General features: G+C 71.3%; 15 protein-coding genes. 7 read left to right on the forward strand and 8 right to left on the reverse strand.

Going from position 1 to position 18465, the window contains the following annotated elements:
• Positions 1 to 194 precede the first annotated feature (194 nt).
• Positions 195 to 2630 (forward strand): SpoIIE family protein phosphatase, encoded by a 2436-nt coding sequence (locus OG406_RS19970; protein WP_329186987.1) that lies wholly within the window; start codon positions 195 to 197, stop codon positions 2628 to 2630.
• Here OG406_RS19970 and OG406_RS19975 read toward each other — a convergent pair.
• The 3 genes from OG406_RS19975 to OG406_RS19985 all read right to left on the reverse strand — a co-directional run bounded on the left by OG406_RS19975 (position 2564) and on the right by OG406_RS19985 (position 5490).
• Positions 2564 to 3646, reverse strand: a complete 1083-nt coding sequence (locus OG406_RS19975) for an AI-2E family transporter (protein WP_329186988.1) — start codon at positions 3644 to 3646, stop codon at positions 2564 to 2566. The two genes, OG406_RS19970 and OG406_RS19975, sit on opposite strands and share 67 nt — an antisense overlap.
• 178 nt (positions 3647 to 3824) lie before the next feature.
• Positions 3825 to 4796: a pirin family protein gene (locus OG406_RS19980; RefSeq protein ID WP_164372766.1), complete on the reverse strand. Its 972-nt coding sequence runs from the start codon at positions 4794 to 4796 to the stop codon at positions 3825 to 3827.
• Positions 4797 to 4998: 202 nt separating this feature from the next.
• Entirely contained in the window at positions 4999 to 5490 is a 492-nt protein-coding gene (locus OG406_RS19985) for an SseB family protein (protein WP_081218408.1), read from the reverse strand.
• Between the two features lie 144 nt (positions 5491 to 5634).
• On the opposite strand from OG406_RS19985, the gene OG406_RS19990 reads away from it, so the two are divergent.
• The 3 genes from OG406_RS19990 to OG406_RS20000 all read left to right on the forward strand — a co-directional run bounded on the left by OG406_RS19990 (position 5635) and on the right by OG406_RS20000 (position 9304).
• Complete coding sequence (locus tag OG406_RS19990) at positions 5635 to 7461, forward strand: acyl-CoA dehydrogenase (RefSeq protein ID WP_329186989.1); 1827 nt, start codon at positions 5635 to 5637, stop codon at positions 7459 to 7461.
• Positions 7462 to 7613: 152 nt separating this feature from the next.
• A complete protein-coding gene (locus OG406_RS19995) occupies positions 7614 to 8909 on the forward strand; it encodes a M18 family aminopeptidase (protein WP_267051368.1) in 1296 nt (431 codons plus the stop codon).
• Between the two features lie 149 nt (positions 8910 to 9058).
• Positions 9059 to 9304 carry a DUF6458 family protein gene (locus OG406_RS20000; RefSeq protein WP_266847692.1) on the forward strand — a complete coding sequence of 82 codons (246 nt, stop codon included), beginning with the start codon at positions 9059 to 9061 and terminating at the stop codon, positions 9302 to 9304.
• 114 nt (positions 9305 to 9418) lie between these two features.
• Here OG406_RS20000 and OG406_RS20005 read toward each other — a convergent pair whose 3' ends face one another.
• The gene (locus OG406_RS20005; RefSeq protein ID WP_329186992.1) at positions 9419 to 11260 is read right to left on the reverse strand and encodes an NHL domain-containing thioredoxin family protein; all 1842 of its coding nucleotides are present in this window, start codon (positions 11258 to 11260) and stop codon (positions 9419 to 9421) included.
• Between the two features lie 164 nt (positions 11261 to 11424).
• Between OG406_RS20005 and OG406_RS20010 the strand changes: the two genes are divergently transcribed.
• Positions 11425 to 11919, forward strand: a complete 495-nt coding sequence (locus tag OG406_RS20010; RefSeq protein ID WP_081218403.1) for an LURP-one-related/scramblase family protein — start codon at positions 11425 to 11427, stop codon at positions 11917 to 11919.
• A gap of 30 nt (positions 11920 to 11949) precedes the next feature.
• Here OG406_RS20010 and OG406_RS20015 read toward each other — a convergent pair whose 3' ends face one another.
• A complete protein-coding gene (locus OG406_RS20015) occupies positions 11950 to 12762 on the reverse strand; it encodes a carbon-nitrogen family hydrolase (protein ID WP_164372760.1) in 813 nt (270 codons plus the stop codon).
• A 154-nt stretch (positions 12763 to 12916) separates the two neighbouring features.
• On the opposite strand from OG406_RS20015, the gene OG406_RS20020 reads away from it, so the two are divergent.
• Positions 12917 to 13741 carry a maleylpyruvate isomerase family mycothiol-dependent enzyme gene (locus tag OG406_RS20020; protein ID WP_164372759.1) on the forward strand — a complete coding sequence of 275 codons (825 nt, stop codon included), beginning with the start codon at positions 12917 to 12919 and terminating at the stop codon, positions 13739 to 13741.
• Between the two features lie 124 nt (positions 13742 to 13865).
• Here OG406_RS20020 and OG406_RS20025 read toward each other — a convergent pair whose 3' ends face one another.
• Entirely contained in the window at positions 13866 to 15164 is a 1299-nt protein-coding gene (locus tag OG406_RS20025) for an MFS transporter (protein WP_326842756.1), read from the reverse strand.
• Positions 15161 to 15835, reverse strand: coding sequence for a GntR family transcriptional regulator (locus OG406_RS20030; protein ID WP_081218399.1), 675 nt, complete (start codon positions 15833 to 15835; stop codon positions 15161 to 15163). The genes OG406_RS20025 and OG406_RS20030 overlap by 4 nt, the downstream gene beginning before the upstream one ends.
• A gap of 202 nt (positions 15836 to 16037) precedes the next feature.
• Here OG406_RS20030 and OG406_RS20035 point away from each other — a divergent pair, with 202 nt between their 5' ends.
• The gene (locus OG406_RS20035; protein ID WP_164372757.1) at positions 16038 to 16934 is read left to right on the forward strand and encodes a D-alanyl-D-alanine carboxypeptidase family protein; all 897 of its coding nucleotides are present in this window, start codon (positions 16038 to 16040) and stop codon (positions 16932 to 16934) included.
• An 86-nt stretch (positions 16935 to 17020) separates the two neighbouring features.
• Here OG406_RS20035 and OG406_RS20040 read toward each other — a convergent pair whose 3' ends face one another.
• On the reverse strand, positions 17021 to 18460 hold the full coding sequence (locus OG406_RS20040; protein ID WP_329186996.1) for a dihydrolipoamide acetyltransferase family protein: 1440 nt from the start codon (positions 18458 to 18460) through the stop codon (positions 17021 to 17023).
• Positions 18461 to 18465: the final 5 nt, after the last annotated feature.

An 18465-nucleotide genomic window follows, 5' to 3' on the forward strand; every position in this document is an offset into this window, starting at 1 on the left:
CCAGCGTACCGGGCAGCCCACGATCACCTCCCCACGAATTACAGCTCGACGCCCCGTCCGGCACGGGGACCCCCGGCAGGACGGCGCCGCGACCCGGCACCGGCCCGCGCCCCGGCCCCCTCGGCGCCCCGCGCAGCCCCCGTCCCGGACGGCTTCGGTGGCAGGCACCGATCACCTGTTCCTACAGTGGGCCCATGCGCACTGGTGAGCCCCTGCCCGCTGTGGGGGACGTCCTGGCCACTCTCGCGACCGGTCTGTGGCGCTGGGACAACGCCGCGGGCCTCGTCACCTTCGACGCGGAGGCAGCCCGCCTCATGGGCCTGCCCGCGGAGCGGACGACCCTCACCGAGGCAGGCGTGCGCTCCCACGTGCACCCCGTCGACTGGAACGAGATGGACGGGGTGGTCCAGCTCGCGGTGGCCGAGGGCACGCTCGCCGAGGCCCGGATGCGCATCATGGACGGGCACGGGCGGGTGCTGCGCACGGTCCGCAGCCGCTCCAGACCCACGGTGGACGCCGAGACGGGCCACTTCGAACTGGTCGGCACCCTCCAGGAGGTCACCGAGCAGCCTCCCGGGGCCGCCGCCCGCACGCCGGTCACCGGAGACTGGCGGCGCTCACGGGAGGCGTTCCTGCTGGACGCGGGGCGGGCCCTGGCCGAGGCCCGCTCCACCGCGGAGGTGCTGCGCGTCGCGGCCGGGCTGTCCATGCCCGGTTTCTCACCGGACGGACTCGCCGTCTTCGGCGCGGAGGGCGACCGGCTGACGATCATCGGCCACCACGGGCACCAGCCGGGCGACGAGGGCCCCTTCACCCACATGTCGCTGGCCACGGACTACCCGGCCGCCGAGGTGGTCCGCACCGGCCGGGCGGTCTATCTCTCCTCCCCGGAGGCCTACAAGGAGCGCTACCCGGCGTCCTGGCCGCTCGCCCAGCACTTCGGGCGGCAGTCCTGGGCGTTCCTGCCGCTCACCGTCGCCGGCAGCACCATGGGTGCCTGGATGGCGGCCTTCACGTATCCCGTCTCCTTCACGCCCGACGAACGCTCGGTCCTCACCACCGTGGCCCGCATGCTCGCCCAGGCCCTCTCGCGCGCCGGCGCGGCCGAGACCGAGCGGGAGCTGACCGACGGTCTGCAGCGCTCGATGATGCCGACGCTGGGCCCGCAGATGCCGGGCATGAGCGTCGCGGCGCGCTATGTCCCGACGGGCGGCGGCCTTCAGGTCGGCGGCGACTGGTACGACGTGATCCCCCTGCCGACCGGCCGTTTCGCGCTGGTCATCGGCGACGTCCAGGGCCACGACGTGCGGGCCGCGGGCCTGATGGGCCAGCTCCGGATCGCGCTGCGCGCGTACGCCTCCGAGGGCCACCGCCCGGACGCGGTGCTGTCCCGGGCCTCCCGCTTCCTCTACGGAGTCATGGACTCGGTGACGTACGGGTCGAGCGGCGGCGCCGACGACGGGGACGGCGAACCCGGCGACCTGCGCTTCGCGACCTGCCTCTACGTCGAGGTCGACCCGGCCACCGGCACGCTCGACATCGCCCGCGCCGGGCATCCCGACCCCGCGATACGCATGGCGGACGGGACGGTGCTGATGCGGTCCACCGCGGGCGGACTCCCGCTCGGCATCGACCCGGACGCCGACTACCCGACCACCCGGCTCGTCCTGGAGCCGGGCGAGACGATGCTCGTCTGCACCGACGGTCTCATCGAGACCGGCGGCCACGACCTCGACACCGGCTGGCGCCGGATCCGCCGGACCCTCGAATCCCACGACGGTGACATGGAGGCCCTCGCCGACGCGCTCGTCCAGGCGGTGCACGGACCCTCCTCGCACCACACCACCGGCCCGCTGGCGGACCGCCGCGAGGACGACATCGCCGTGCTGCTGCTGTCCCGGGAGGCGGAGCGCGGCTACGGCGGCGCGACACCGACCGTGCGGCCGACGGTGCGCCGCACGATGCTCACCGTCGCGCAGGCCGAGCCCGAGCGGATCGCGAGCGCCCGCCAGCAGCTGCGTGAGCTGCTGCACGACTGGTCCTCCGCCGACCAGCTCGACTCCGCGGTCCTCCTGGTCTCCGAGATGATCACCAACGTCCTCGTGCACACCGACGCCGACGCGCTGCTCGCGGCCGCGGTGACGGGTGAGCCGGGGAAGCGGCGGATGCGGATCGAGGTGACCGACGGCAGCGACGACCTGCCGCACCGGCGTGATCCCGGTGAGCTGGCCTCGTCCGGACGGGGACTGGTCCTCGTGGAACTGCTCGCCGACGCCTGGGGGGTGGATCCGCGCGGCGAGGGGAAGAGCATCTGGTTCGAGTTCTCCGAGGAGCAGGAGCCGGAGCCGGAGGCCGCCAGGACGGAGGCCTCCCGGGACGCGGCCATGCTGGAGGCCCTGGATGCGTTCGGCGACGCGGCGGACTTCGAGGACACGGCCGGCTTCGGGGAGGCCACGCGACTCGGCGGGCCCGGCGCTCCCGGCGACCCGGGGCGGTCGCCGGACCCCGCGGACGCGGGTGACCTCGGGAAGGCCGCGGAGGCCGGCCGGGAAGGGGCCGCCGGCTACGGCGCCTCCGAGGGCCCCGGTACGCCGGGCACTCCGGGCGTCTCCGGCCCGCCCGGCCCGTAGAGCGCCCGGAGTTCGTGCACCACCCCGAAGACCGCCGCGGTCAGCGGGACGGCGAGCAGCATGCCGAGGATCCCCGCGACGGACGCGCCCGCGGTGATCGCCAGGAGCACCACCGCGGGATGCATCTGCACCGTCCGGCTCTGGATCATCGGCTGGAGGACGTGCCCCTCCAGGACCTGCACGGCGAGGACCACCCCGAGCGCCCACAGCGCGATGACGAACCCGCGGTCCGCGAGGGCGACCAGGACGGCGACCGCGCCGGAGATGAACGCGCCGAGGTAGGGCAGGAACGCGCCGACGAAGACGAGCGCGCCGAGCCCCACGGCGCCCGGGACGCGCAGGATCAGCAGCCCGACGGTGATGCAGAGGGCGTCGATGAGCGCGATCAGGGTCGTTCCGCGCATGAACCCCTCGACGGCCCCGAAGGCCCGCCGGGCCATGGCCTCGACGAGGTCGGCGGTCCCCCGGGGCGCCAGCGTGCGCAGGGCACCGGCCACGCGGTCCGAGTCCCGCAGGAAGAAGAAGACGAGCAGCAGGGCGAGGACGGCCATGGCGAGGGTCTCGCCCACGACGCTGACCCCGCTGATGACGTTGGCCGCGGCCGTTCCGCCGAACTTGGCCAGCAGGTCCTTGGAATGGGCGGCGAGATCGTCGAGGGAGGTCCCCGCCGCACCGAAGTGCTCGGCGACGGAACGGGCCGCCTGGCGCAGCGAGGTGACGATCTGTCCGCCGGTGTGGATGAGCGCGGCGACGACGATGTAGACGGCGCCGCCGACCACCACGGCCACCGCGACGCAGGTGAGCGCGGCGGCCAGCGACTGGTTGACCCGCATCTTCAGCATCCGCCGGTACAGCGGCCCGAGCAGGGCGGTCCCGAGGAGGGCGAGCAGCACCGGCACCACCGCCGTACGGAACTCCCCGCAGAGCAGGATTCCGACCCATCCCACCCCGGCCGCGAGCAGGATCACGACGCACCAGGCCGCCAACCGCCGGGCGCCTTCGGGGAGTAGCTGCACCTCCCTACCTGACCATGCGTCAGCCCGGGCGGCGCTCCGGGACGACCGAACGGGGGAGGAGGCCCACCCGGCACACCGGGAAGCCCCGTCCGCGGTCGCGGACGGGGCTTCCCGTGTTCAACGCCCGTGAGCGGCGGCCCGGCCCGTGGGCCGCGCGCTCAGGAGGACCCGGCCTGGCTCAGAGGCCGCCCTCCGACATGCCGTGCACCGCGGGGACGGTCCCGAGGCGGCCCTTCTGGAAGTCCTCGAAGGCCTGCTGGAGCTCGTCGCGGGTGTTCATGACGAACGGGCCGTAGTGGGCCATCGGCTCGCGGATCGGCTGCCCGCCGAGGAGGACGACCTCCAGGTCCGGGGTGTTGGAGTCCTGCTTGTCGTCCGCGCGGACGGTCAGCGAGGAGCCCGCGCCGAAGACGGCGGTCTGGCCGGTGTGCACCGGCCGGCGGTCCGCTCCCACGCTGCCGCGTCCGGCGAGGACGTACGCGAGGCCGTTGAAGTCCTCGCGCCAGGGCAGGGTGATCTCGGCGCCCGGCCGCACCGTGGCGTGGACCATGGTGATCGGCGTGTGCGTGATGCCCGGGCCCTGGTGGCCGTCGAGCTCACCGGCGATGACGCGCAGCAGGGCGCCGCCGTCCGGGGTGCTCAGGAGCTGCACCGTGCCACCGCGGATGTCCTGGTAGCGCGGGGCCATCATCTTGTCCTTGGCGGGGAGGTTCACCCACAGCTGGAGGCCGTGGAAGAGACCGCCGGACATGACGAGGGACTCCGGGGGCGCCTCGATGTGCAGCAGGCCCGAGCCCGCCGTCATCCACTGGGTGTCACCGTTGGTGATGGTGCCGCCGCCGCCGTTGGAGTCCTGGTGGTCGAAGACGCCGTCGATGATGTAGGTCACGGTCTCGAAGCCGCGGTGGGGGTGCCAGGGGGTGCCCTTCGGCTCGCCCGGCGCGTACTCCACCTCGCCCATCTGGTCCATCATGATGAACGGGTCGAGGTGCTTGTAGTTGATCCCGGCGAACGCGCGGCGGACCGGGAAACCCTCGCCCTCGAAGCCACTGGGCGCGGTCGTCACGGTCAGCACGGGACGGTCCACGGCGTCGGCCGGCGCAGCCACTCGGGGCAGGGCCAGCGGGTTCTCGACGGTCACTGCAGGCATGTCGGTACCTCCTTGTGCTTCGAGTTTAGTTGAGCGTTGAACTTTCTGCCACCCGTAACGACGAAAGCCCGGAGGGCATTCCCTCCGGGCGTCCCTGTCGGGCGAGGCAGGTCGGACGAGCCGGGCACCGGCCCGGGGCCGGGCGCGCGGCGGCACGTGCGGCCGCCGGGCGGCCGCACGTCAGCGGTACGAGGGGCGCAGGTCAGCCGTACATACGGCGCATCGCGAAGTCCACCATCTGCTCCACGGCCTTCGCGTCGAAGACCATCCGGTGCTCGCCCTCCATGTCGATCACGAAGCCGTAGCCGGTGGGCAGCAGGTCGATGACCTCGGCGCCGGTGATCACGAAGTACTTGGACTCCTTGCCGGCGTAGCGGCGCAGTTCCTTGAGCGAGGTGAACATCGGGATGACCGGCTGCTGCGTGTTGTGCAGCGCCAGGAATCCGGGGTTGTCGCCGCGCGGGCAGTACACCTTGGACGTCGCGAAGACCTGCTGGAAGTCCTCGGCGGCCATCGAGCCCGTGGTGAACGCGCGGACCGCGTCCGCGAGGGACGGCGGGGACGGCTCGGGATACAGCGGCGGCTGCTGCCCGTACCCGCCGGGCATCTGCCCGCCCGGCATCTGCCCGGGCATCTGCTGCTGCGGCGGGACGTACCCCTGCTGGGCGCCTGCGCTCTGCTCGTAGCCGTACATGCGTCAAAGAGTAGTGGGCCACATATGGCCCATCCGGGGTTGCTTCTTATTACTGACGGGTAGCATCATCGTAGCTACTTGCTGGTACGTGAATCTAGGCGCGAGGAGTCAGTGCCTCGCCGATCCCTTAACGGAGCCGTCGCCATGGGGCACTACAAGTCGAATCTCCGCGACATCGAGTTCAACCTCTTCGAGGTGCTCGGACGCGACAAGCTGTACGGCACCGGCCCGTTCGCGGAGATGGACACGGACACCGCCAAGAGCATCCTGGAGGAGCTCACGCGCCTCTCGGAGAACGAGCTGGCCGAGTCCTTCGCGGACGCCGACCGCCACCCTCCCGTCTTCGACCCCGAGACCAACACCGCCCCGGTCCCGGCTTCCTTCAAGAAGTCGTACCAGGCGTTCATGGACTCCGAGTACTGGCGTCTGGGCCTGCCCGAGGAGATCGGCGGCTCCACCGCCCCCCGCTCCCTGATCTGGGCCTACGCGGAGCTGGTGCTCGGCGCCAACCCGGCCGTCTGGATGTACTCCTCGGGCCCGGCCTTCGCCGGCATCCTCTTCGAGGAGGGCAACGACGTCCAGAAGCACATCGCGAAGATCGCCGTCGACCGGCAGTGGGGCTCCACCATGGTCCTCACCGAGCCCGACGCGGGCTCGGACGTCGGCGCCGGCCGCACCAAGGCCGTCCAGCAGGACGACGGCTCCTGGCACATCGAGGGCGTGAAGCGCTTCATCACGTCCGGTGAGCACGACATGTCGGAGAACATCCTCCACTACGTGCTCGCCCGCCCCGAGGGCGCGGGCCCGGGCACCAAGGGCCTGTCCCTCTTCCTCGTCCCGAAGTACGAGTTCGACTTCGAGACCGGCGAGCTGGGCGCGCGCAACGGCGCGTACGCGACGAACGTCGAGCACAAGATGGGCCTCAAGGCGTCCAACACCTGCGAGATGACCTTCGGCGACCGCCACCCCGCCAAGGGCTGGCTGATCGGCGACAAGCACGACGGCATCCGCCAGATGTTCCGCATCATCGAGTTCGCCCGCATGATGGTCGGCACGAAGGCGATCTCCACCCTGTCGACGGGCTACCTGAACGCGCTGGAGTACGCCAAGGAGCGCGTCCAGGGCCCCGACCTGGCGAACTTCATGGACAAGACCGCCCCCAAGGTCACCATCACGCACCACCCCGACGTGCGCCGCTCGCTGATGACGCAGAAGGCCTACGCCGAGGGCATGCGCGCCTTGGTGCTGCACACCGCCGCGATCCAGGACGAGATCCAGGTCAAGGAGGCCTCCGGCGAGGACACCGCCGCCCTGGAGGCCCTCAACGACCTGCTCCTGCCGATCGTGAAGGGCTACGGCTCCGAGAAGGGCTACGAGCAGCTCGCCCAGTCGCTCCAGACGTTCGGCGGCTCCGGCTTCCTGCAGGAGTACCCGATCGAGCAGTACATCCGCGACGCCAAGATCGACACCCTGTACGAGGGCACCACCGCGATCCAGGGCCAGGACTTCTTCTTCCGCAAGATCGTCCGCAACCAGGGCTCCGCGCTGAACTCCCTCGCCGAGGACATCAAGAAGTTCCTGGCGCTCGGCACCGGCGGCGAGGACCTCTCCGCCGCCCGTGAGCAGCTCGCCAAGGCCGCCGTCGAGCTGGAGGCCATCGTCGGCCTCATGCTCACCGACCTCGCGGCCACCGAGCAGGACGTCAAGAACATCTACAAGGTGGGCCTGAACACGACCCGCCTGCTGCTCGCCTCCGGCGACGTCGTCGTCGGCTACCTGCTGCTGCGCGGTGCCGCCGTCGCCGCCGAGAAGCTGGAGACGGCCGCCGCCAAGGACAAGGCCTTCTACACCGGCAAGATCGCGGCCGCGAAGTTCTTCGCCGCCAACGTCCTGCCGGGCGTCACCGGCGCCCGCAAGCTCGCCGAGGGCGTCGAGCTGGACCTCATGGAGCTGGACGAGGCCGCCTTCTAGGAGCCGCCGGCCCCTCGGGCCCCGGGCGGCCCACCGAACCGGAACCTGTCCATCCAGTCAGGTGTCCCAAGGTGTCCGCCCTTCACATCCCCCTTACGAGGGCCCGCTCCCATCCCCGGGAGCGGGCCCTCGTGCGTCGTTAAGGTGAACCCATGAGTGCACCCTCCCGCTTCGACCGCGGCCACACCGACGACCTCATGTCCTTCCTCACGGCCGGCCCGACGCCGTACCACGCCGTGGCGACCGCCGCCGAGCGGCTCGAGAAGGCCGGATTCCGTCAGGTCGCCGAGACCGACGCGTGGGACGCCACCAGTGGCGGCAAGTACGTGCTCCGCGGCGGCGCGATCGTCGCCTGGTACGTGCCGGAGGGCGCCGAGCCCCACACGCCGTTCCGGATCGTGGGTGCGCACACCGACTCCCCCAACCTGCGCGTCAAGCCGCTGCCCGACACCGGCGCGCACGGCTGGCGCCAGGTCGCCGTCGAGATCTACGGCGGCCCCCTGCTGAACTCCTGGCTCGACCGCGACCTCGGCCTCGCCGGACGCCTCTCCCTGCGCGACGGCTCCACCCGCCTCGTCAACATCGACCGGCCCCTGCTGCGCGTACCGCAGCTCGCCATCCACCTCGACCGGTCGGTGAGCACCGACGGCCTCAAGCTCGACAAGCAGCGCCACCTCCAGCCGATCTGGGGCCTCGGCGACCCCCGCGAGGGCGACCTGATCGCCTTCCTGGAGGACGAGGCCGGACTGCCCGCGGGCGAGGTCACCGGCTGGGACCTGATGACCCACTCCGTCGAGAGACCCGCCTACCTCGGCCGCGACAAGGAACTGCTCGCGGGCCCCCGGATGGACAACCTGCTGTCCGTGCACGCCGGCACCGCCGCCCTGGCCGCCGTCGCCACCACCGACACCGGCCTGTCGTACATCCCCGTCCTCGCCGCCTTCGACCACGAGGAGAACGGCTCGCAGAGCGACACCGGCGCCGACGGACCGCTCCTCGGCGGCGTGCTCGAACGTTCGGTCTTCGCCCGCGGCGGCTCCTACGAGGACCGCGCCCGCGCCTTCGCCGGCACCGTCTGCCTGTCCTCCGACACCGGCCACGCCGTGCACCCCAACTACGCCGAGCGGCACGACCCGACGCACCACCCCCGCGTCAACGGCGGCCCCATCCTCAAGGTGAACGTCAACAACCGCTACGCCACCGACGGTTCGGGCCGCGCCCTGTTCGCCGCCGCCTGCGAGAAGGCCGGCGTCCCCTTCCAGTCCTTCGTGTCCAACAACTCCATGCCCTGCGGCACCACGATCGGCCCCATCACGGCCGCCCGGCACGGCATCAGGACGGTCGACATCGGCGTGGCCATCCTCTCCATGCACAGCGCCCGCGAACTCTGCGGCGCCGACGACCCGTTCCTCCTCACGAACGCGCTGGTGGCGTTCCTGGAGGGATAGCCCCCGCCCCATGTCACAGGCCGCCGCCCCGTGTCCGGGACCGGCGGCCTGTGACGTGAGCGTTCGCCTCCGCATGGCTCGCGGTGTCCCGGGTACCCGGAACACGCCCCGAATGACTCCGAGTTGCTACCTCAAGGAGGCGGACACCCATGGGCCTGGGCGGATGCATCATCCTGATCGCCGCAGGTGCGATCCTCACGTTCGCGACCGACTGGCACATGGCGGGGGTCAACCTCCACGTGGTCGGCGTGATCCTCATGATCGTCGGTCTGATCGGCGTGGCCACCTTCAGCAGCGTCGCCCGCCGGCGCCGCGTGGTCATGGAACCGACCACCACCGTGGTGGAAGAGCGTCACCACCGCGGCGACGGCTACCACGACGGCTACGGCGTCTGACCGGAACGGGACGCCTCCGGGCGTCCGACCCGGTCCGACACCCACGGTCGGCAGGTCCGAACCGGACGGCCACGCCATCCGCTCCGGCCCTGCCGACACGGCGTTCGCCGCCCCTCAGCCGTCCATTCCGGCGAGCACCAGAGGCAGGCGGTCCGCGCCGCCCTCGACGAGACGGACCGGGACACCCCAGTCCTGCTGGTGGACATGGCAGGCGGGGTACTCGTTCGCCGGGTCGTCGTCGCAGGACGCGGCCATCGCCGAGACGTGCAGCACCCCCTCCTCGACGGCCGGATTCAGCTCGACGGACCGCGCGAGATCCGTCCCCGCACCCTCACCGGCGAGCAGCAGCTCCGGCGGCGTCGCCGAGACGAGCAGCCGCGTGGACGGCCCGTACCGGGTGTCCAGCTTCTGCCCCGCCGGCGCCTGGAAGATCACGTCCAGCCGGACCGCGCCCGGGGTCACCTCGGTCGCCGCGCGCTGGGTGCGGTGGGCGACCGACTCCACCCGGACCGCCTCCTCGGGAAGCCGCAGCCGGGTCAGCCGGTGCCGGGCCGACTCCACCACCACGATGTCGTCCCCGACCAGCACCGCGTCGCTCGGCTCCCGCAGATCCGTGGCCAGCGTCGTCACCTCACCCGTCGCCGGGTCGTACCGGCGCAGCGCGTGGTTGTACGTGTCGCTGACCGCGACCGAACCGTCGGGCAGCGCGGTCACGCCCAGCGGATGCTGGAGCAGCGCCTGGTCCGCGGCACCGTCACGGTGACCGAAGTCGAAGAGACCGGTGCCGACCGCGGTGTGCACCGCCCCGTCCCGGTCGACCCAGCGCAGCGCCGACGTCTCGGAGTCCGCCAGCCACAGCCGCTCCTCGGTCGCGGCGAGCCCGGACGGCTGCGCGAACCACGCCTCCGGGCCCGGCCCGTCCACCAGACCCTCGTTCGTCGTGCCCGCGACGACCCCGACCGTCTCCGTGGCCGGGTCGTACGCCCACAGCTGGTGGACACCGGCCATGGCGATCCAGACCCTGCCGCCGAAGAGGGCGACGTCCCACGGCGAGGAGAGATCGACCTCGCGCGCGGGTCCCGAGGTCGGCGACCCCTGCCACCACTGGCGACCGGTACCAGCGAGCGTGCCGACCTCGCCGGAGGCCAGATCGACCCGGCGCAGCGCGTGGTTCACCGTGTCCGCGACGACGACCGTGCCCTCGTCGAGCAGCGCGAGACCCTGCGGCTCGCTGAACCCGGCCGTGTCCGCCGGACCGTCCACGAAGCCCCGGACGCCGGATCCGATCCGCCGGACCACCGTCTCGCCGTCCTCCGCCAGCTCCACCAGCTGATGCCGGGTGGTGTCGCTGACCAGCAGATTCCCGCTCGGCAGGGCCAGCGCCTTGCCGGGGAAGCGCAGCACGGTCGGTTCCGGCTCGGGCGCCACGTACGGCCCGTCACCGCGCCGCAGCGTGCCCTTCGCCCCGTGCTCGGCCTCCAGCTCCTCCACCAGCCGCTCGATCGCGTGGGCGTGCCCCTCACCGGCATGCTGCGCGACGACGTACCCCTCGGGGTCGATCACGACGAGCGTCGGCCAGGCCCGCACGGCGTACTGCTTCCACGTCGCGAGCTCCGGGTCGTCGAGCACCGGGTGCTCCACCCCGTACCGCTCCACGGCGTCGACGACGGCCTGGTGCTCCGCCTCGTGCACGAACTTCGGCGAGTGCACCCCGATGATCACCACGGTGTCCCGGTGCTTCTCCTCCAGCTCCCGCAGCTCGTCCAGGACGTGCAGGCAGTTGATGCAGCAGAAGGTCCAAAAATCGACGACAACGCACTTACCTCGTAGGTCGGCGAGCGTCAGATCGTTGCCGCCGGTATTGAGCCAGCCACCCTTGCCGATCAGCTCGGGAGCACGGACACGGGCACGGCGGGAGGTGGGCGTCGGGGCGGACGTCGGGGCGGAGTCGTTCATGGATCAAGGGTGCCACCTGCCACGGACACTCGGTCGAGCGCCCGTGTCCCGCGGGCTCCGACCTCGCGCTTCGTCCCCCGCGAGCCCCCGCTCCCACCCGCTCCCCTCAGCCCGTCGGCCTACCGACGGCGTTGCGTGGCGGTCGTCGGGGAACCGGTGAAGGCATGAGATACCTCGTGCGCGACCGGCTGCTCGGCTTCGGTGACGACTACTGGATCGAGGACGACCACGGCAACAAGGTCTTCCTCGTCGACGGCAAGGCGATGCGGCTGCGGGACACCTTCGAGCTGAAGGACACCCGCGGGCGCGTTCTGATCGACATCCACCAGAAGATGCTCGCGCTGCGCGACACGATGATCATCGAGCGGGACGGCGAACCGCTGGCGACCATCAAGCGCAAGCGTCTGTCCCTGCTCCGCAACCACTACCGGGTCGCCCTGGTCGACGGCACCGAACTCGACGTCAGCGGCAAGATCCTCGACCGCGAGTTCGCCATCGACTACGACAACGAGCTGCTGGCGCAGATCTCCCGTCGCTGGCTGCACCTCCGCGACACGTACGGCGTGGACGTCGTCCGGGAGGACGCCGACCAGGCGCTGCTGATCGCGGTGGCGGTGTGCGTGATCCACCTGGCGGAGAAGGAGCGGGGGGACGACTGACAGCGGGCGGCGGGCCGGCCCGGCCGCGGTTCAGCGGCGCGGCGGTTCCAGGCCCAGCATGCGGTCCTTGAGCGCCGGGAACTGTTCCCGGGTCGTCGCGACCTTCGCGGGGTCGAACTCCACCGTGAGGATCTCCTCGCCGGAGCCGGCCTCGGCGAGGACCTCTCCCCACGGGTCGACGACGATCGAGTGTCCGGCCTGGGGAACTCCCGCGTGCGTACCGGCCGTTCCACAGGCGAGGACGTACGACTGGTTCTCGACGGCGCGTGCCTGGGCGAGCAGGGTCCAGTGGGCGCGGCGCCGCTCGGGCCAGCCGGCCGGGACGACGAGGAGCTCCGCCCCCGCGTCGACCAGGCCGCGGAACAGCTCGGGGAAGCGGAGGTCGTAGCAGGTGGCGACGCCGATGACGGTCTGCGGGAGCGCGACCGTCACCAGTTCGTCGCCCGCCGCCATCAGGACGGCTTCGCCCTTGTCGAAGCCGAAGCGGTGGATCTTCCGGTAGGCGGCGACGCGTTCACCGGAGGGGGAGTAGACGAGGGAGGTGTTGTAGAGGGGGGTCTCGCCGGGGGAGCCGTCGGAGGGGGCCCGTTCGGGGATCGAGCCCGCGTGCAGCCAGACGCCCGCGTCGCTCGCCGCCTTGGCCATCGCCTCGTGCGTCGGGCCGTCGAGCGGTTCGGCCTCGGCCGCGAACTCCTCGTAGGCGAAGGCGCCCGTGGTCCACAACTCGGGGAGCACGACGAGATCGACTCCGGCCTGATCTCGTACCAGATCCGCCACACGGCGCCGGCGTGCGGCGACCGATTCGTCGTCGTTTACGTCGATCTGGAGGAGAGAGGCGCGCACACTACCACCGTCCTGGCATTCGAGCCGTCGATACGGGCCTACGATCGTCACACGAAAGCACTGCCGGGGTGCCTCACAGCAGCGTAACTTAGCGTCCCAAGACACCCGCTGCCTGTGCACTGCCCGCGTCCAACCGCCCGAGGGGTCCCGTTCCGTGAGTCTGCATCCCAGCCTTCAGTCCTACGCCGACGCCTGGACCCACTCGATCGACGCGATATCCGAGCTGGTGCAGCCGCTTGTGGAGGGTGAGTGGAACCGGCGGACTCCCTGCCCGGGATGGTCGGTCCGTGACATCGTCTCGCATGTCATCGGGCTGGACTGCGAGATGCTCGGCGACCCGCGGCCGATCCACACGCTCCCCCGCGACCTCTACCACGTGTCGAACGAGCACCAGCGGTACATGGAGATGCAGGTCGACGTGCGCCGTCACCACACGGCGCCGGAGATGACCTCCGAGCTGGAGTACACGGTCATCCGCCGCAACCGCCAGCTGCGGAACGAGACGCGGCAGCCCGACGCCAAGGTGCGCGGCCCGCTCGGTACCGAGGTCACTCTCGAACAGGCCATGCGCAACCGCGCGTTCGACGTGTGGGTGCACGAGCAGGATCTGCGCGTCACCCTGGGGCAGCCGGGGAATCTCGACTCCCCCGGTTCGCTGATCGTGCGGGACGACCTGCTGGCGGCCCTTCCGAAGGTGGTCGCCAAGGATGCCGGTGCGCCGGCGAACTCCGCGGTGGTCTTCGACGTGCACGGACCCGTGGAGTTCCTCCGTACGGTCCGGATCGACGCGGACGGGCGCGGTTCGATAGACGGTGCGCCCTCCCTCGGTCCCGCCGCGAGCCTCTCGCTGGACTGGGAGACCTACGTCCGTCTCGCCTGTGGCCGGGTGACCGCGGAAGCGGTGGCCGACCGGATCAAGACCGAGGGCGACCCCGAGCTGACGGCGGCGATCCTGCGCAACTTCACGGTCACGCCGTAGTCGTTCGGACCACGAGGCTGTCCGCCCGGAGGGGCGGACGGCGGGCGGGACGGTAGGCGGGTCAGTCGGGCAGGCCCCGTGCCGGGAGGCGGCACAGGGCCCCGAGGCGTCCCGCGTCCCGTGACTACGCCGGGACGTGCACCGTCTCCACCCGGCTCGCCACCAGCCGTTCCCGCTCGCGGCGGGCCGCCTGGCCGCGCAGCCGGAAGATCTGGCTGAGGCCGAGCGCCTGGAGGACGAACACCGCGGCGAAGGCGATGCGGTAGTTGTCGCCGGTGGCGTCGAGCAGCACGCCGACGGCCAGCAGGGTGGTCATCGAGGCGACGAAACCGCCCATGTTGGTGATTCCGGAGGCCGTTCCCTGACGCTCCGGCGGGTTCGCGGGGCGGGCGAAGTCGAAGCCGAGCATCGAGGCGGGTCCGCAGGCCCCGAGGACGGTGCACAGCACGATCAGGGTCCACATCGGCGCGTGTTCGCCGGGGTACACCAGCACGGTGGCCCACACGACCGCCGTCGCCGCGACGGTGCCGAGGGCCAGTGGCAGGCGCGCCTGGTGGTGCCGGGCGACGACCTGGCCGTAGACGAGTCCGACGACCATGTTGGACAGGACGACGAGGGTGAGCAGTTCGCCGGCGGTGGCCCGGGAGAGTCCCTGGGCCTGGACGAGGAACGGCAGGCCCCACAGCAGCAGGAACACCATCGCGGGGAACTGGGTGGTGAAGTGCACCCACATGCCGAGCCGGGTGCCGGGTTCCCGCCAGGACGCGGCGATCTGCCGGCGGACGTACGCGGCGCCGCGGTGCGGGAACGGCTCGGGCTCGTGGCCCTCGGGGTGGTCCTTCAGGAAGAGCAGCAGCAGGACGAGGACGACGACACCGGCCGCCGCGCTGCCGGCGAACGCCGCGGTCCAGCCCACGCCGTGGAGCAGGCGGGCGATGACGAGCGTCGACACGAGGTTGCCGGCCATGCCGACCAGGCCCGCGAGTTGGGCGACGAGGGGGCCTCGGCGGGCGGGGAACCACCGGGTGCCGAGCCGCAGCACGCTGATGAAGGTCATCGCGTCACCGCAGCCCAGCAGTGCGCGCGAGGCGAGCGCCATGCCGTACGAGGAGGAGAAGGCGAAACCCAGCTGTCCGGCCGTGAACAGCAGGACGCCGATGGTCAGCACCTTCTTGGTGCCGAGCCGGTCGACGAGGAGTCCGACCGGTATCTGCATGCCCGCGTAGACGAGGAGCTGGAGGATGGAGAAGGTGGACAGGGCGGAGGCGCCCACGTGGAAGCGGTCCGCCGCGTCGAGCCCGGCCACGCCGAGGGACGTGCGGAAGATGACGGCGACGAAGTAGACGGCGACGCCGATGCTCCAGACGGCGATGGCGCGCCGGCCGCCGGGCGGGTCGCCGGGCAGCGTGGCCGAGGAGCTCATCGGACCTCGCCCCGGGCGAGGTTGGAGAACCAGCTGACGTGTCCGTGGATCAGGCCGACGACCGCGTCGGCGTCGCCGGAGCGCAGTGCCTGGAGGATCTGCTCGTGCTCGGTGAGGGTCTTGGTGATCCGGTCGGGGTGGGCGTGCATCACGGCGACTCCCATCCTCAACTGGCGGTCGCGGAGCTGGTCGTAGAGCCGGGAGAGGATCTCGTTCCCGCCGCTGCGGACGATCTCGGCGTGGAAGCAGCGGTCGGTGACCGCGGCGGCGGCCAGGTCTCCGGCCGCGGCCTGCTCCTTCTGCTGGGCGAGCAGTTCTTCGAGGCGGGCGATGAGCCGCGGCGACGCCGGTACGGCCTTGCGGGCGGCGTGCTCCTCGACGAGCTGGCGGGTCTCGACCACGTCCGCGATCTCCTGGGCGGAGACGGGCAGGACGAGCGCGCCCTTCTTCGGGTAGAGCCTGATGAGGCCTTCGACCTCGAGGCGGAGCAGGGCCTCGCGGACCGGGGTGCGCGAGACGCCCACCGCGTCGGCGAGTTCGCCCTCGGTGAGCAGGGTGCCGCCCTCGTAACGGCGTTCCAGGACGCCCTGCTTGACGTGTGCGTAGACGCGGTCGGCGGCGGGCGGCTGCTTCACGGGCTGTCGCGCCGGGGCAGGTGGGGCTGAAGGCATGCGCACATCATAGATACAACACGTACGCATGCCGGTCGGAGTTCCAGCATGCGGACCCCGCCCGGTACTTGATGTAACGCAGGTCACATAAACTTCACCGTTTCGCCGTACATCCCTTTGCCGTTCTGGGGAGTCGGTACACCAGACGGCATTGTCATGTGCCGTTCTCCCAGGGGCATTTCGCGCATACGGAGCGTTCATTTTGATTACCGGCATTAAGGGCACGCGTTTCCGCAGGGCCGCCGCTGTGACCGTCACCACCGGCGCCGTTCTGGCCGCCGGAGCCTTCGGCGCCGCACCCGCCGGAGCCGTCGCCACGCCCACGATCGCCGCCAAGGGCGGCTACGTGATGAACAACGGCACCGGCTCGACCCTCTACACCAAGGCCGCGGACACCCGGCGTTCCACGGGCTCCACGACCAAGATCATGACCGCCAAGGTGGTGTTGGCCCAGTCGAACCTGAACCTGGACGCCAAGGTCACCATCCAGAAGGCCTACAGCGACTACGTCGTCGCCAACAACGCCTCGCAGGCGCACCTCATCGTCGGCGACAAGGTCACCGTCCGCCAGCTCCTCTACGGGCTGATGCTCCCGTCGGGCTGCGACGCCGCCTACGCGCTGGCCGACAAGTTCGGATCGGGTTCGACCCGTGCCGCCCGCGTGAAGTCGTTCATCGGCAAGATGAACTCCGCCGCGACGAGCCTGCACCTGACGAACACGCACTTCGACTCGTTCGACGGCATCGGCAACGGCTCCAACTACTCGACGCCGCGCGACCTGACGAAGATCGCCAGCAGCGCGATGAAGAGCTCCACGTTCAAGTCGATCGTGAAGACGAAGTCGTACTCCGCGAAGACCGTCACGAAGACCGGCACCACCCGCAACATGGCCGCGTGGACCAACACCAACGGTCTGCTCAGCAGCTACAGCGGCACCATCGGCGTGAAGACCGGCTCCGGCCCCGAGGCGAAGTACTGCCTCGTCTTCGCCGCCACCCGCAACGGCAAGACCGTCATCGGCACGGTCCTCGCCTCGACCTCCATCCCGGCTCGTGAGTCGGACGCGAAGAAGCTCATGAGCTACGCCTTCGCCAAGTAGTCACGCGTGCGGGGCCGATGGCCCCGCGCACGGGAAGGGGCCTGCCGCGCCATCGCGCGGCAGGCCCCTTCCGTTCGTCCTGCGGGCTACGCCCAGGTGATCAGCCGCTTGGGCTGCTCCAGGATCGCCGCCGTGTCGGCCAGCACCCGGGAGCCCAGCTCGCCGTCGACCAGACGGTGGTCGAACGAGAGTGCCAGCGTGGTGACCTGACGGGGCTTCACCTTGCCCTTGTGCACCCAGGGCTGCGGCTTGATCGCGCCGACCGCGAGGATCGCGGACTCGCCCGGGTTCAGGATCGGCGTGCCCGTGTCGACGCCGAACACGCCGACGTTGGTGATCGTCACGGTGCCGCCCTGCATCGCGGCGGGCGACGTCCTGCCCTCGCGGGCGGTCGCCACCAGGGCGCCCAGCTCCTCCGCCAACTGCGGCAGGGTCTTGTCGTGCGCGTCCTTGATGTTCGGCACGATCAGGCCGCGGGGCGTGGCGGCGGCGATGCCCAGGTTCACGTAGTGCTTCTGGACGATCTCCTGATGCGCCTCGTCCCAGGACGCGTTGATCCCGGGGTTGCGCTTGATCGCGACCAGCAGGGCCTTGGCGATGAGCAGCAGCGGGTTCACCCGCAGCCCCTGCATGTCCTTGTCCTGCTTGAGCTCCTCGACCAGGCGCATCGTGCGCGTCACGTCGAGCGTCACGAACTCGGTGACGTGCGGCGCGGTGAACGCCGAACCGACCATCGCGGCGGCCGTCGCCTTGCGGACGCCCTTGACCGGGACGCGGGTCTCCCGCGCGCCGTCGTACGACGCGGCCGGAGCCGGCGCCTGGACGCGGGCCGGGGCCTCCACGACGGCTTGGGGAGCCGGCACGGCGGCCGGAGCAGGTGCCTGCGCCGGGGCCACCGCCGCGTGCACGTCCTCCCGCGTGATGATGCCGTCCGGACCGGACGGGGTGATCGTCGCCAGATCGACCCCGAGGTCCTTGGCGAGCTTGCGGACCGGCGGCTTGGCCAGGGGGCGCTGCGCGGGGGCGGCGCCATGGCCGTTCAGCTCGGCCTGGAGGGCGGTGGCCGCGTAGAGCGTCTCGCCCTGCTGGGCCGGGACCTCGACGCCCTTGCGGGCGCGGCGCTTGGTGGAGGACTCCGCCACGCCGTACCCGACGAGGACGGGCTTGCGCCCCTCGGGCTTGGCCTCCTCGGCGGGAGCGGGCTGCGCGGACGGCGCGGCCACGGCTTCCGCGGCGGGCGCCGCGGGTGCGGCGGCTCCGCCGGACACGTCCACCGCGATGATCACCTGGCCGACGTCCACCGTCGTGCCCTCGGGGAAGTGCAGCGCGTGCACCACACCGTCGAAGGGGATCGGCAGCTCGACCGCCGCCTTCGCGGTCTCGACCTCGCAGACGACCTGGCCGTCGGTGACGGTGTCACCGGGCTGGACGTACCACTTGAGGATCTCCGCCTCGGTGAGTCCCTCGCCCACATCGGGCATCTTGAACTCGCGGAGTCCCGACGCGTTCTCAGTCATCGTCGTCACGACCC

Source organism: Streptomyces sp. NBC_01428, assembly GCF_036231965.1.
In the GTDB taxonomy this organism is placed as follows: Bacteria; Actinomycetota; Actinomycetes; order Streptomycetales; family Streptomycetaceae; genus Streptomyces.